Here is a 13,571-nt window from a genome sequence, read left to right as displayed (position 1 = left end):
GGGTAAATGGCATTGATATCTATCTTGATTTTTTTCCTGACTAAAGACTCCTTTTACTATTAAAATAGAGAATAGAGAAGGTGTAAATTGAAGAGATATGGATAACCAAGCCCCGATTAAACTACCGAAAACCAGCGAATCCGACCACCTCAAGCGAATTCGTCACACCACCTCCCATGTTATGGCCATGGCGGTGCAGAAATTATTCCCAAAAGCCCAAGTTACTATCGGGCCTTGGACTGAAACTGGATTTTACTACGATTTTGATGTGCCGGAACCTTTTACCGATAAGGATCTCAAGGACATCAAAAAAGAGATGGTCAAAATTATCAATAAAAAACTGCCGGTGATTCGCGAGCAAGTTTCTCGGGAAGAGGCGGAAAAGCGCATTAAAGCGATTAATGAAGCCTATAAGCTGGAAATTCTGGCGGGAATTCAAGAACCCATCACCCTTTATCATCTTGGTGACGCTTGGTGGGATTTGTGCGCCGGTCCGCACCTAGATAATACAAGCGAACTAGACCCAAAAGCGATCGAATTAGAGACGGTAGCGGGTGCTTATTGGCGTGGGGATGAGAATAAAGCGCAATTACAGCGCATTTACGGCACAGCCTGGGAAAATCCCCAACAATTAGCCGAATACAAGCGCCGTAAGGAAGAAGCACTGAAACGGGACCATCGGAAATTAGGCAAAGAATTAGGTTTATTTATTTTCTCTGATTCTGTCGGGCCGGGGTTGCCTTTATGGACCCCCAAAGGAACTTTAATTCGTTCTTTGTTAGAAGATTTTCTCAAAAAAGAACAGTTAAAACGCGGTTATTTACCCGTAGTTACTCCCCATATTGCTCGCGTCGATTTGTTTAAAATTTCCGGTCACTGGCAAAAGTACAAAGAAGATATGTTTCCCATGATGGCAGACGATGAGGAATCTGCTGGTAAAGAAATAGGATTTGTCCTCAAACCGATGAACTGTCCTTTTCATATTCAAATCTATAAAAGTGATTTGAGATCCTATCGGGAATTGCCGATGCGTTTGGCAGAATTCGGGACAGTTTATCGTTACGAACAATCGGGAGAATTGGGGGGGTTAACTAGAGTTCGCGGTTTTACCGTGGATGATTCCCATTTGTTTGTCACTCCCGAACAATTAGACAAGGAATTTTTAAGCGTTGTTGATTTAATTTTGACGGTGTTTAAGAGTTTACAATTAAAGAATTTTAAGGCGCGATTGAGTTTTCGTGACCCCGAATCGGATAAGTATATCGGTTCCGATGAAGCTTGGGAAAAGGCAGAATCAGCGATTAGAAAAGCGGTGCAAACTTTGGGGATGGATTATTTTGAAGCCCCCGGAGAAGCGGCTTTTTATGGTCCCAAATTAGACTTTATTTTCCAAGATGCCCTCGAAAGAGAATGGCAGTTAGGAACGGTACAGGTAGATTATAATTTACCCGAACGTTTTGAACTAGAATATGTTGCTGAAGATGGTAATCGTAAACGTCCGGTGATGATTCATCGCGCACCCTTTGGTTCTTTGGAACGTTTAATCGGTATTTTAATCGAAGAATACGCAGGCGATTTTCCTCTTTGGTTAGCTCCTGTCCAGATACGATTATTACCGGTTAGTGATAGTCAATTGGATTACGCTAAAGAGGTGACAGCGAAAATGCAGTTGTTAGGAATTCGCGCCGAAACCGATACCAGTGGCGAACGTTTGGGTAAAATGATTCGCAATGCTGAAACCGCAAAAATCCCCGTGATGGCAGTGGTGGGGGCCAAAGAAATGGAAAGTAATAGTTTAAGTATTCGCACCCGTGCCACGGGCGATTTAGGAGTAATTAGCGTCGAGGAAGTGGTGGCAAAATTAGAAAGTGCCATCCAAAATCACGGTAATTTTTAAGCGTTTGCTCATCTCATTCTATGGGGCAGAAAATATTTCTGTCCCAGTATTTTTTATCAAGCGAGGAGATTTTTCTTGATTATCCTTTAGGTATCGTCATCTTTTTGAAAGGGATTTTCCCCAATGCCTAGGCCTTTTTTGCTCTGTTTTAAGTCTTTCCAGAGAGCTTTAATTTTTTGATAGGCTTCTAGAGAACTGATTTTGCCCCCCGTTTCCAGATTACAAATAAAACTGACTTTTTGGGCAAATTCCTGTAAATTGGCGTTAAATAGCAAGTTTTCTGGCTTAAATTCTCCATAGTAGGGGGCGCGAGGATAGAGAAAATCCTCCTTGCGGCGATCGGGGAGATTCGGGTTATCATCGTTAGGAGGATTCTGGTTCATAGGGCGATGGCGGGTAATTTTGCGGAATTTCTTTAGATTTTTCGGTAATGGTAATGGGAGATAATATCAATTGTTGGCTATGATTGAGGATTCAAGTAAAAACTTGGCTGATTCGCCAAAAGTTGACCCCTGGTATCGTGACACTTTTTGGTTATAGGTTAAGGTTCGATCGTCAAATGTTGACAGTTATCTTTAAGCAGCAATTATACATTATTTTTTTTCAACGATCATCTCCCCGATGATATAAATTTTTTGTCTAGGTTGATCGCCAAAATTTGCTGCTGCCGCTATCTGATTAACCATCGATTTTCGTTTATCAATGCCGAGGATGATAACTATGGAAAAACTCTATGAAGGTAAGGCCAAAATTCTCTATCAAACCGAGGATCCTGATATTCTCCTCACTTATTACAAAGACGATGCCACCGCTTTTAATGCCCAAAAACGCGGGCAAATTGTCGGCAAAGGAGAAATTAACTGTACTGTCTCCACTGCCCTATTTCAATGGTTAGAATCCCTAGGAATACCTACCCATTATATCGATCGCCCTAGTTCTAGGGAAATGCGCGTCAAGGCGATTAAAATTATTCCCTTGGAAGTAGTAGTCAGAAATATCGCCGCCGGGAGTTTGTGCAAGCAAACGGGATTAGAGGAGGGGAAAGTTTTACCTTTTCCTCTTGTAGAATTTTACCTCAAGGATGACGCTTTGGGCGATCCTTTGTTAACAACCGATCGCATAAAAGTGATCGATATTGCCAGCGAGGATCAAGTCAATCAGTTACGAGATTTAGCCCTGCGAATTAATCAATATCTGCAAGAATTTTTCGATAAGTGCCAGATTATTCTCGTCGATTTCAAGTTAGAATTTGGAGTTGATAAAACGGGCAAAATTTATCTAGGTGATGAAATTAGCCCCGATACCTGTCGTCTCTGGGATAAAACCCAAGAGGATGCCCAAGCGCGCATTCTCGATAAGGATCGTTTTCGTCGCGATTTAGGAGATGTGGAAACTGCCTATCAACAAGTACAAGCAAGAGTTTTACAACAGATAGAGAGTTTATAACTTTGGGGTGTGTTAGCGAGCGCGTAACGCACCTTAGATAGAGGGTTTATAACTTTGGGGTGTGTTAGCGAGCGCGTAACGCACCTTAGATAGAGAGTTTATAACCGTAGGGTGTGTTAGCGAGCGCGTAACGCACCTTAATTGAGATTAGCAATTTAATAATTTATGTCAAGAAGAATTATCGGGTTAACAGGGGGAATAGCCTGTGGTAAATCCACGGTTTCCAATTATTTAGAAAATATCTACAAAATTCCTGTCCTTGATGCGGATATTTATGCCCGGGAAGCAGTGGAAAAAGGTTCGGCAATTTTAGAGAGAATTTTTCAGCGTTATGGCAGAAAAGTTAAAACTGAGGATAATTCCCTTAATCGCCAACAGTTAGGAGAGATTATTTTTAATAATCCCGAGGAAAAAATCTGGTTAGAAAGTCAGATTCATCCCTACGTTAGAGAATGTTTTAAGCGGCATTTAGAGCAGTTAGAAGCCCCGATAGTTGTTTTTTCTGTTCCTTTATTATTGGAAGCCAAATTAACCCATTTAGTCACGGAGATTTGGGTGGTTTCATGCAGTTTCGAGCAACAAATTCAACGCTTAACGACTAGAAATAACTTAACTAGAGAACAAGCGATCGCTCGGATTAATAATCAAATGCCTTTAGCCGAAAAAATTGCCTTAGCTGATATTGTTTTGGACAATTCCGGGGATTTAGAAGCTTTATATACCCAGATCGATCGAGCTATAAGTAGCTGGTTAGAATTAAATTGAAGATAGATCCCCCCTTAATAAGGGGTGTGCCGATCCCCCCTGCCCCCCTTGATAAGGGGGGTGCCGATAGGCGGGGGGATCCCCCTTGATAAGGGGGGAAACTGATAGTTTTTAACACCTAACTACTTACAATAGGGATTAATTTTAAAACAACCAGGCAAATTTTCCCACCCCGAATTTTACATAGAGAATAATTGCCAAAACCAATAAAAATAGAAAGCCAATCATTAATAAATAGTCTTTATTGGTTAAGATTGATTCCTGTAAAAATGTGCGATCGGGATCACCAGAGAAAGCTTTAGCTTGTAGAACTACCTCTAATTTTTGCGATTTAGCCATAGCGTTTAAAATTAAAGGTACAGCGATAGAAGCGTAAATTTTTCCTTTTTGTAACCAACCCATTTTTTCTATTGCTAATCCTCGTAATCTTTGAGCAGAAATAATCGATCGAGATTCTTCTACTAGGAGAGGAAATAAGCGCAGGGTAGAGGAAAAAATAAAGACTATTTTGTAGGGAATTCTGGCTTTAGTTAAACTCACCATCATCTGATTTATATCAGTGGTAAAAATAGCGAGGGGAATAATTAAAACCATGGTGAGAGTTTTAAAGATCACATTTAAACCGTAGAGGGTTCCCTCGACAGTCATTTGAGTAGAACCGACAGTTAATAAGGGAGTTAATTCAGTTTTTCCCGTTAAAGCTTTTACCTGTTCCACATTAAAAAATCCCATGGTAATTAATAAGAATAGATAAAAAGGAGCCATGAATTTTAAAATAGTGAGGAGATAAGACCATTTTACCCCAGCCCAGAGACAAGCTAAAGCGACAATAAGAGTTAGTAAACCGCCAGCGAGGGGACTTTCCCAAGTAAAAGCGATGAGAGTAACCACGATCATCATGGTTAATTTTGTCCGAAAATCTAGGCGAGTAAAAGGAGAATCTCGATCAACGGTTTGCCAGTTAAATGATTGCATAATTAGGAAAAAAGTTAGTAAGTAGCTAGGTGTTAAAAACTGTCAGATGCCCCCCTTATTAAGGGGGGATTAAGGGGGGATCGGCACACCCCTTATTAAGGGGGGATTAAGGGGGGATATATCTTCAATTTAATTATAACTTTAAGGGAATGAGTTAATTACCCATCCCCATCAATTCCCTAGGAAGGGTTAGCAATTCTGTTCATTTGCTCTTGAATTTCGGGGTTATAAATCTGGAGATAATTCCAATAATTACCAAACACCGATTCTATATAACCCTTAGTTTCTCTAAAGGGAATATTCTCAACAAATTCATCGTGATCGCTAAAATCAAAACGCTGTTTCCATTTGGCAACTGCCCCAGGTCCGGCATTATAACTAGCCACGGCAAAAAGTGAATTTCCGGCGAATTTATCGTGGGTATAATCGAGATACCATGTCCCCATCATAATGTTATCTTCGGGATTAGTTAAAGAATAACTTTTATTGCCAGTATTACCCGCGATATATTTACCCGTATCGGGCATAATTTGCATTAATCCCACTGCCCCCACAGGAGAACGAATTTCTTTTTCAAAGCGGGATTCTTGCCGGATTAAAGCCGTCACTAGCAGGGGATTTAATTGTCTATCTTTTGACCATTGCAGGATGGTATCGTAGTAGGGGAAAGGGAATAAAGCGTGCCAGTATTTATCATTTTGTCGCAGGACTTTCCAAGCTTTCTTTTCCTCTGGGGTATCTCTTTCTCGCAAGCGCCAAATCAGGTTAATTCCTTCTAAATTTTGATTGCGAGAGAGTTTATATAAACCGAGGTTAAATTGTTCGTCAACGGTTAAATTCCAAGGATCGACAATTTCTGCTTGCCAGAGATTCCAAGCGTCCGTATCTTCACCAATTCGATATAATTCCTTGAAAGCTTCCGAACCAGCGGGGGGATCGTTACGAGTGGCGGGTTTGACGGTGGTAGGGTTATAGGAGCGGACAGTGGTAAAATCCCCCACGTCCCAACCTAATAAAACCGCCGAGCGCCAAGCATAATAGGAATGGGGATGACGAGAAATAGTGTAGGTAAAAGCTTGTTTTGCTTCTTGGTTTTTTCCTAGTTTTTGCGCCCATTTTCCCACCCAAAAGGCTGCTTTCGGGGCAATTTGACTATCGGAATTATTAACTGCAATTGGCTGCGCCCACTGCCACGCCTTGGCGTAATCACCGGATTTAGCGGCTCTTTGGGCCATTAACCAGCGATAATCGGCGGCTTCGTCGGATTTTGGGTATTTATTTAATAAAGTCTGCCATGTTTGACTAGCGGCCTGGGCATTAGTTGAGTCCAGTAATTTGGCTTTCGCTTCCAAAGCTTCCGGGGCGCGATCGGGAAATTGCTTGACAATGCGATCGAGATATGCTATAGCATCGCGGTTAGGAGAAATTTGGGCGAGTCGCAGTAATCCTAAACCGGTTTCTGGGGCCTGGGGATAGGTTTTAATTAATTTTTGGTAAGCGGTGCGAGCTTCTGGCAGTTTTTTGGCAATTTGTAGCCCGCGGGCGTAACGATAGGCTTGTTCGGGGCTAGGAGTGGCTTTAGCGTAGGCTTTATAGGCTTTTTCGTACAATCCCGACTGCCAATAACCCGCCCCAATCATTGCCCAATCCGCCGGAGTTAACTGCTCGGCGTAGTCTTTCACCAAACGATCGCGGGCTTGATTGAGGGTAGGATCAAAAGGATTAGCCTTGGCTAACTGCAACCATAAGGGAAATTGATCGGGATTTTCTTGAAGACGTTGGCGAATTAAAGCCAAAGTACGCGGGTGTCGGGGGTATTCCTTGAGCAATTTTTCATGATAACTGGGGTCGTATTTGCCCAAAGAGTAGTAAGCTTCCGCCACTACGGGCGATTGGGGATAGGTTTCCAGTAATTTTTGCCAAATTTCTCGCGCTCTTTCACTATCATTGCTTAATTCGTGGGCGCGTCCCTGTTTGAGGAGAATCTGGGGAGCGAGGACAGGATATTGTTTTTCTAAGCCTTCTAATTGTTTTAAAGCCGGACCCCCTTCATATTTTCTCAATAAATCCATGGCCAGGAGATAGCGGGCGCGACTACGATCTAAAGAGGGCGCGTTGGCATCGGCAACATCTTTTAACTTGACATCTCGCTCGGTTTGTGGTAAGGAAGCGCTATCAACCACGGCAGAGGGTTGGTTAGGATCTTGGCTAGGAAGCGAAGCACTATTGCGATCGAGCCAAGCGAGAAGTTTCGGGTGAAAGAGAAAGAGACTGGTGAGAGTAAAAAGCGCAACCCCAGAACCTAGTCCAAGAATGAGCGGGGTGTGAGGGGGGAATTTCTTAAACATTACCTTATTCAAGACAGTAACTCAACATACATTATCAGTGATCGTGGTGACAGGTTGTTTGTTTCAATCAGGTTGGGGAAGTGGGGTGTGGGGTGTGGGGAAGTGGGGTGTGGGGGGATGGGAAGGATAAATAAAAATAATCTCCTGTCTCGGAGTCTCCTGTCTCGGAGTCTCCTGTCTCCTATCTCCTATCTCCTATCTCCTGACTCCTGACTCCTGATCACTGATCACTGAGATATGGTACGCTAAACAGGATTTAAGTATTATTAATGATTGCTATGAAACAAGGCGGCGTGACGGTTTGGTTAACGGGATTGAGCGGTGCGGGGAAAAGCACGATTACCGAGGCATTACAGGCAAAATTAATCGCTGAAGGTTATTCCATTGAAGTTCTCGATGGCGATGTAGTACGGACGAACCTCACCAAAGGTTTAGGATTTAGTAAAGAGGATCGCGATGAAAATATCCGTCGCATTGGTTTTGTGTCTAATTTGCTCACCCGTCACGGTGTGATTGTCCTAGTTTCGGCTATTTCTCCCTATCGTGAGATTCGCGAGGAAGTACGGCAAAAAATTGGCAGTTTTGTCGAAGTTTTCGTGAATGCTCCCTTAAATGTCTGTGAGGCGCGCGATGTGAAAGGATTATATAAAAGAGCGCGTGCTGGCGAAATCAAGTCTTTTACGGGAATTGATGATCCCTATGAACCACCTTTTAACCCGGAAGTGGAATGCCGCACCGATTTAGAGACTTTAGAGGAAAGTGTCGCCAAAGTCTGGAACAAATTGACGGAATTAGGCTACATTCATCAAGCTGTGGCGGTTTAATCGCAGCATAACTTTGTCTTGTTGGAAAATATCGTAGGGACGTGGACTACAAACGTCTCTACATCCTGATTAACCCCTTAAGCAAATTTGTTAGTCAATCTCCTTTTCTTCAGTACCTAAGCAAAGTTAATTATACCTCTGAGTAAACCTCTGTCCAAAGTGAAAGAGAGCCTAAACAGTAATCAGTGATCAGTAAACAGTAAGTAGGGAGGCACAATTATTTGTAGGATGGGTTAGCGGTAGCGTAATCCATGGGTGTGTTGGGTTTCATGCTTCAACCCAACCTACGTTCTGATAACTGATAACTGATAACTGTCTCGACTAGCAAATTAATTTTGCAGGAATACTTATATTTAAAGGCGCTAAATTATTTTGAAATCTCGCTCTAGTTATTGGAACCTCATTCCCTATCTCCGTCCCCAAACCCAAACAATTATTTTGGCGTTTATCTGTACGATCGGATTTACGGTATTTTGGCCGATTTTAGCTTGGTTAGCCGGACAAATGGCCAGATATATCGGCGAGGGAAATGTGCAAGCATTGGCGACACTTTCGGGGGTGGGGGCAGTGGTTTTTTTACTGCGGGGAATGTCTCAGTATGGGCAAGATTCCCTGATGGCAAAAGCTTCTTTAAAAATTGCCCTCGAATTAAGAAAAAAAGTTTATGCACACCTGCAAACCCTCGGTTTAAATTACTTTGAAACTGCGAAAACTGGTGATTTATCCTATCGTTTAACGGAAGATATTGATCGCATTGGGGAAGTAATTAACAAATTTTTCCATGATTTTATCCCCTCAGCCTTACAGTTAATTGTCGTCTTTGCCTATATGTTTATTGTTAACTGGCAATTGACGATCGCTGTCATTATTATCGCTCCTTTGTTGGGAGTTTTGGTGGGATTTTTTGGTGAAAAATTATTACAATATGCTCGTCGCGCCCAAGCGAAAATATCTAATCTTTCTGCGTTATTAACCGAAGTTTTTAGCGGTATTCGTGTGGTGCAAGCTTTCGCTGCTGAAGATTATCAAACCGAGCTTTTTGCCCAAGAAGCGGAGGAAAATCGCCGCGCTCAATACCTATCAGAATCCACCAAAGCTTTACAATACGTCGTGGTGGGATTCTTACAAGCTCTCGGTGTCATCTTTTTATTCTTTCTCGCTGGTTGGCAAATTTCCCAAAAGAATTTAACTGGAATTGACTTTGTTAGTTATGTGGCAGCGGTGGCAATGTTAATCGATCCCATCGCCCATATTACCAGTAATTATAATCAATTTAAACAGGGGCAAGCCTCCATGGATCGGATTTTTGAATTGTTAGCTATTTTGCCAACAATTACCGAAAAACCGAATGCGATCGAGTTGCCACTCCATAGCAAAGAAGTTGAATATTGTCAAGTAAATTTTTCTTACAATGAGGACAGACAGGTTTTAAAAAATATTAATTTTACTGCACACGCTGGCGAAATGATTGCTTTAGTGGGAGCATCGGGAGCGGGAAAAACCACTTTAGTTAATCTTTTATTGCGTTTTTATGACCCCACTTCCGGCAAGATTTTAATCGATGGGGTGGATATTCGTGATGTGACTTTAAAAAGTCTCCGGCGACAAATTGGCGTAGTTTTACAGGAAAATATTCTCTTTTCTGGCACTATAGCCCAAAATATCGCTTTTGGTCAGGGAGATTTTAATCTGCAAGAGGTGGAAAAAGCGGCAAAAATTGCTAATGCTCATCAATTTATCAGTGAACTTTCTCAGGGTTACTATACCTATGTGGGAGAAAGGGGTGTTAATTTATCGGGTGGACAAAGACAAAGAATCGCCATCGCGCGAGCGGTTTTATCTAATCCGAGAATTTTAATCTTAGATGAAGCGACTTCCGCGCTCGATTCGGAATCGGAAGCTTTAGTGCAGGAAGCTTTAGAAAGAATTATGACGGAGCGCACAGTATTTGTTATTGCTCACCGATTAGCAACTGTCAGAAAAGCTAACCGTATTTTAGTCTTAGAAAAGGGTGAAATTATCGAGGTGGGTAATCACGAGGAGTTATTAAATCTTAATGGTCGTTACGCTCAATTTCATGCTAGACAATTTCAGGATTAGTCTATTTGGCGTTAAGAGTTGGGCATTATTTCTGATTTTATCACTCAAGCCAAGTTTTTGGGGGGTTCTACCCCCCAAACCCCTAGGGTTGATTCAAGGTAGGGTTGATTCAAGGTAGGGTTGATTCAAGGTAGGGTTGATTCATGAATCAACCCTACCCGTCGGGGGACGAAGTGCCTCCCCCAAACCCCGCAGCCCAACTACTTAGGGTTTTTTTCGGGGAATTCCTCGCAAGGCTAAAACATCATCGAGGGTGGAACAATAGTTTTTTAAACCAAAATCGTCAGGAGTATAGGTTTTAACGTGGGTGAAGTGGCGATAATTCATGGCAAAGCGGTCCCATGGTTCCATCTGCAAGTTAAAAACTTTGATAAAAAAGTTAGCAATGGTTAAAGATAAAGGAATGCGAAAGTAGATTTTTTTGTTTAAATAAGTGCAGATTTCCTCCACTGCTTGGTTAGCTGTTGTGCGTTGATTGCCTAGGACAATTTTGCTTTCTGGTGCGGGATTTTCGATTAAATAATTCACCACTTGAGCTATATCTTTGGCATGGATAAAATGAAAACTGCCATCAGCTTGAAACCAACGCACTAAACCGATATATTTCAACACATCCGGTAAACCCCCATAGATATGAGAATAGGGTTTATTTTCGTCACCACCTAAGACAAAAGTGGGGTATAAAGTGATAATTTTATCGGCGATTTCTAGGTGAGCAAATTTACTATAACAAATATATTTAGTGCGGATATAATTAGTTCCTATTTCCCCAGCTTCGGGCAAAGGTTGATTATTTTGATTGAGAATGCTGGCGGTAGAAAAGTAGAGGACTTTCTCGCAGATTTGAGCATCTAAATAACTAATTAATTCTAGGGTTTTTACCACATTAATCTGATAACTTTCCTCCTCTCCTCCCCAACTGGTAGCGATTAAAACCGCTATATTCATTGTTTTTAAAAGCTCCGCATATACCCCAATATTTTGCATATCGCCTAAAAGTATATGAACATTTGATCGCCCTTGGTAACTAAATTTTAACTTTTCTGGATTACGCAATAAAAAATATAATTCATAGTCGGGATTTTCCAGTAAAATCTCGGCGATATAATGTCCAATACAGCCACTCACACCCGTTAGAAATATTTTTTTCATTATTTTAATTGATCCGGCAGAATTTAGGGGACAGTTTGAAAGTAAAAAGTAAAAATGGTGTTGGGGTTTTAGGGTTTTAGGGTTTTAGGGTTTTAGGGTTTTAGTTGAATTTCCCCATTTCCCCATTCCCCCATTTCCCCATTTCCCCATCCCCTGTTCCCTGTTCCCTAGTCCTGATAACTAAATTGTTTAGCGGTTTCAAAGAAGAAACGCACGTTATCTTCAGGAGTTCCCACCAAAACACCATGACCTAAATTAAGAATATGACCTTGATTACCTGCTTTACGAATAGTATCAAGAATCCGCTCGCGAATAAAAGACTGGGAACCGAATAAAACCCCCGGATCGATATTACCTTGAACCATCATCGCTTTACCTAAACGCTGTCTCGCTTCCGCCATATCGACAGTCCAATCGACGCTAATAATATCAACCCCCGATTTACCCATTCTTTCCAAAACGCCGGCGCTGCCACTAATGTAGAGAATTAACGGTGTATCGGGATGGGTTTCTTTCACCAAACGAACTACTTTTTGTTGATAGGGTAAGGCAAAAACATCGTAATCTTGGGGAGTTAATTGACCCGCCCAAGAGTCGAACATTTGTACCACTTGCGCCCCACAATCGATTTGATAACGGACATAGGTGGCAATCATATCCGCTAATTTATCTAAAAATTGGTGCAGTACCGAGGGTTCCGAAAAAGCCATCCCTTTAATCACAGAATAACTTTTAGAACCTTTCCCTTCCACTGCATAGGCTGCTAAAGTCCAAGGCGCTCCGACAAAACCGAGGACAGTGGATTTGTTTCCCACCTCTTGACGTAGGGTTTTTAAAATCGTTTTGATAAAAGGTAAAGACTGATCGGGATCGAGGGGATTAAGTTGGTCCACCTGCGCTTGAGTACGAATGGGAGAATCGATAATCGGCCCCTTACTTTCGATAATATCAAAGGGAATACCGATTCCCGCTAGGGGAGTGAGGATATCGGAGAACATGATCACCCCATCTGGTTGAAAAGCGCGCCAAGGTTGCAGGGAGATTTCGATCGCTAAATCGGCATTTTCCGATCTTTCCCGAAAACTGGGGTATTTATCCCGCAATTCTCGATAAATCTGCATATAACGTCCTGCTTGTCTCATCATCCACACGGGAGGACGGGGTAAGATTTCTCCTTTGGCAGCGCGTAATAAATAAGGTATTTCAGGGGAGTCAGTCATATCACGATGATTATTCTATTGCCTTTTCTACGGTATCATCCCCCGTACAGCTAATTTTTCTAGTTTTTCCTTAAGAATTGTTAACGAAAATTATCCCCCTTTGCATTGAAACTGGGTACTGGAAATTGTAGTACAATCTTTTGGGTTGAGACAGGGTGTAGAGTGTAGGCAATAGGGATAAGTTGATAAAATCTCTGGCGGATTCAAAAATTCAATCTTACCGAGATTTAAGAGTTTGGCAGGAGGCCGTAAATTTAGCTGAAAGTTGCTATCGTCTCACTAAAACTTTTCCCAAAGAAGAGCTTTATAGGATGACAACACAGATTCGCCGAGCTTCAGTGTCAATAGCAGCGAATATTGCCGAGGGGTATGGACGCAAAACCAAGGGAGAATATCTGAACTTCCCCCATACATATCTACTACAATAGCCGAAAACCCTTATCCATCAATGGATACACCCATTAACTTTTCTTGATGTACCCATGTAATTTGTAATATTTCTTAATGGACAAGAATTCTCTCTATTTGCTAGAATGGTAGTCATGTATATAGAAAAAGTTCCTAACCGTAATTCCCCCCCCCGCTGTCCTTCTTCGTGAATCCTATCGAGAAGGAGATCAAGTCAAAAAAAGAACCCTGGCCAATCTCTCAAAATTACCCGATGATATTATCGACAATCTAAAACTGGCTCTTAAAGGGGCAACACTGTCAATGACTGAAGGCATTCCCGCTCATTTTGAAGTGATTAGAAGTCTTCCTCATGGTCATGTAATGGCTATTTTAGAGACGATTAAAAAATTAGGTTTAGATAAAATAATCAGTGAAAAATCCTCTCGAATCAGAA

At 41.8% G+C, this 13,571-nt stretch carries 11 protein-coding genes and 1 pseudogene; 7 read left to right on the top strand and 5 right to left on the bottom strand.

Annotation, left to right across the window (positions count from 1 at the left end):
• Window positions 1-97: 97 nt before the first annotated feature.
• Complete coding sequence (gene thrS, locus H6G48_RS15735; RefSeq protein WP_190722445.1) at window positions 98-1,897, top strand: threonine--tRNA ligase; 1,800 nt, start codon at window positions 98-100, stop codon at window positions 1,895-1,897.
• A gap of 86 nt (window positions 1,898-1,983) precedes the next feature.
• On the opposite strand, the gene H6G48_RS15730 is transcribed toward thrS, so the two are convergent.
• The gene (locus H6G48_RS15730; protein WP_002743720.1) at window positions 1,984-2,280 is read right to left on the bottom strand and encodes a DUF7219 family protein; all 297 of its coding nucleotides are present in this window, start codon (window positions 2,278-2,280) and stop codon (window positions 1,984-1,986) included.
• A 337-nt stretch (window positions 2,281-2,617) separates the two neighbouring features.
• Between H6G48_RS15730 and purC the strand changes: the two genes are divergently transcribed.
• Both purC and coaE read left to right on the top strand, forming a co-directional pair.
• Window positions 2,618-3,343: a phosphoribosylaminoimidazolesuccinocarboxamide synthase gene (gene purC, locus H6G48_RS15725; RefSeq protein ID WP_277925620.1), complete on the top strand. Its 726-nt coding sequence runs from the start codon at window positions 2,618-2,620 to the stop codon at window positions 3,341-3,343.
• Between the two features lie 165 nt (window positions 3,344-3,508).
• Window positions 3,509-4,108: a dephospho-CoA kinase gene (gene coaE, locus H6G48_RS15720; RefSeq protein ID WP_190722443.1), complete on the top strand. Its 600-nt coding sequence runs from the start codon at window positions 3,509-3,511 to the stop codon at window positions 4,106-4,108.
• A gap of 144 nt (window positions 4,109-4,252) precedes the next feature.
• On the opposite strand, the gene H6G48_RS15715 is transcribed toward coaE, so the two are convergent.
• Both H6G48_RS15715 and H6G48_RS15710 read right to left on the bottom strand, forming a co-directional pair.
• On the bottom strand, window positions 4,253-5,083 hold the full coding sequence (locus tag H6G48_RS15715; protein WP_190722442.1) for an energy-coupling factor transporter transmembrane component T family protein: 831 nt from the start codon (window positions 5,081-5,083) through the stop codon (window positions 4,253-4,255).
• A 179-nt stretch (window positions 5,084-5,262) separates the two neighbouring features.
• Entirely contained in the window at window positions 5,263-7,431 is a 2,169-nt protein-coding gene (locus H6G48_RS15710; RefSeq protein ID WP_190722441.1) for a lytic transglycosylase domain-containing protein, read from the bottom strand.
• Window positions 7,432-7,709: 278 nt separating this feature from the next.
• Between H6G48_RS15710 and cysC the strand changes: the two genes are divergently transcribed.
• Both cysC and H6G48_RS15700 read left to right on the top strand, forming a co-directional pair.
• Window positions 7,710-8,255 (top strand): adenylyl-sulfate kinase, encoded by a 546-nt coding sequence (cysC, locus tag H6G48_RS15705; RefSeq protein ID WP_061432214.1) that lies wholly within the window; start codon window positions 7,710-7,712, stop codon window positions 8,253-8,255.
• A 372-nt stretch (window positions 8,256-8,627) separates the two neighbouring features.
• Window positions 8,628-10,355: an ABC transporter ATP-binding protein gene (locus H6G48_RS15700; RefSeq protein WP_147073660.1), complete on the top strand. Its 1,728-nt coding sequence runs from the start codon at window positions 8,628-8,630 to the stop codon at window positions 10,353-10,355.
• 204 nt (window positions 10,356-10,559) lie between these two features.
• On the opposite strand, the gene H6G48_RS15695 is transcribed toward H6G48_RS15700, so the two are convergent.
• Together H6G48_RS15695 and hemE are read right to left on the bottom strand one after the other, a co-directional pair.
• The gene (locus tag H6G48_RS15695; protein ID WP_190722440.1) at window positions 10,560-11,507 is read right to left on the bottom strand and encodes an NAD-dependent epimerase/dehydratase family protein; all 948 of its coding nucleotides are present in this window, start codon (window positions 11,505-11,507) and stop codon (window positions 10,560-10,562) included.
• Between the two features lie 167 nt (window positions 11,508-11,674).
• Window positions 11,675-12,727: a uroporphyrinogen decarboxylase gene (gene hemE / locus H6G48_RS15690; RefSeq protein WP_190722439.1), complete on the bottom strand. Its 1,053-nt coding sequence runs from the start codon at window positions 12,725-12,727 to the stop codon at window positions 11,675-11,677.
• Window positions 12,728-12,909: 182 nt separating this feature from the next.
• On the opposite strand from hemE, the gene H6G48_RS15685 reads away from it, so the two are divergent.
• Window positions 12,910-13,155, top strand: a complete 246-nt coding sequence (locus tag H6G48_RS15685) for a four helix bundle protein (RefSeq protein ID WP_242034663.1) — start codon at window positions 12,910-12,912, stop codon at window positions 13,153-13,155.
• 114 nt (window positions 13,156-13,269) lie between these two features.
• Window positions 13,270-13,571 (top strand): annotated as a pseudogene (locus H6G48_RS27235) (IS1634 family transposase); the annotation flags it as partial.

The sequence above is a fragment of the Microcystis flos-aquae FACHB-1344 genome, from assembly GCF_014698375.1.
GTDB lineage: Bacteria > Cyanobacteriota > Cyanobacteriia > Cyanobacteriales > Microcystaceae > Microcystis > Microcystis aeruginosa.
This window is presented reverse-complemented; position numbering and strand designations above follow the sequence as displayed.

What these genes read in the sequence shown, in the direction of transcription:
- cysC (WP_061432214.1), top strand. Translation starts at nt 7,710, where the DNA reads ATGAAACAAGGCGGCGTGACGGTTTGGTTAACGGGATTGAGCGGTGCG.
- purC (WP_277925620.1), top strand. Translation starts at nt 2,618, where the DNA reads ATGGAAAAACTCTATGAAGGTAAGGCCAAAATTCTCTATCAAACCGAG.
- hemE (WP_190722439.1), bottom strand. Translation starts at nt 12,727, where the DNA reads ATGACTGACTCCCCTGAAATACCTTATTTATTACGCGCTGCCAAAGGA.
- H6G48_RS15695 (WP_190722440.1), bottom strand. Translation starts at nt 11,507, where the DNA reads ATGAAAAAAATATTTCTAACGGGTGTGAGTGGCTGTATTGGACATTAT.
- thrS (WP_190722445.1), top strand. Translation starts at nt 98, where the DNA reads ATGGATAACCAAGCCCCGATTAAACTACCGAAAACCAGCGAATCCGAC.
- H6G48_RS15710 (WP_190722441.1), bottom strand. Translation starts at nt 7,431, where the DNA reads ATGTTTAAGAAATTCCCCCCTCACACCCCGCTCATTCTTGGACTAGGT.
- coaE (WP_190722443.1), top strand. Translation starts at nt 3,509, where the DNA reads ATGTCAAGAAGAATTATCGGGTTAACAGGGGGAATAGCCTGTGGTAAA.
- H6G48_RS15715 (WP_190722442.1), bottom strand. Translation starts at nt 5,083, where the DNA reads ATGCAATCATTTAACTGGCAAACCGTTGATCGAGATTCTCCTTTTACT.
- H6G48_RS15730 (WP_002743720.1), bottom strand. Translation starts at nt 2,280, where the DNA reads ATGAACCAGAATCCTCCTAACGATGATAACCCGAATCTCCCCGATCGC.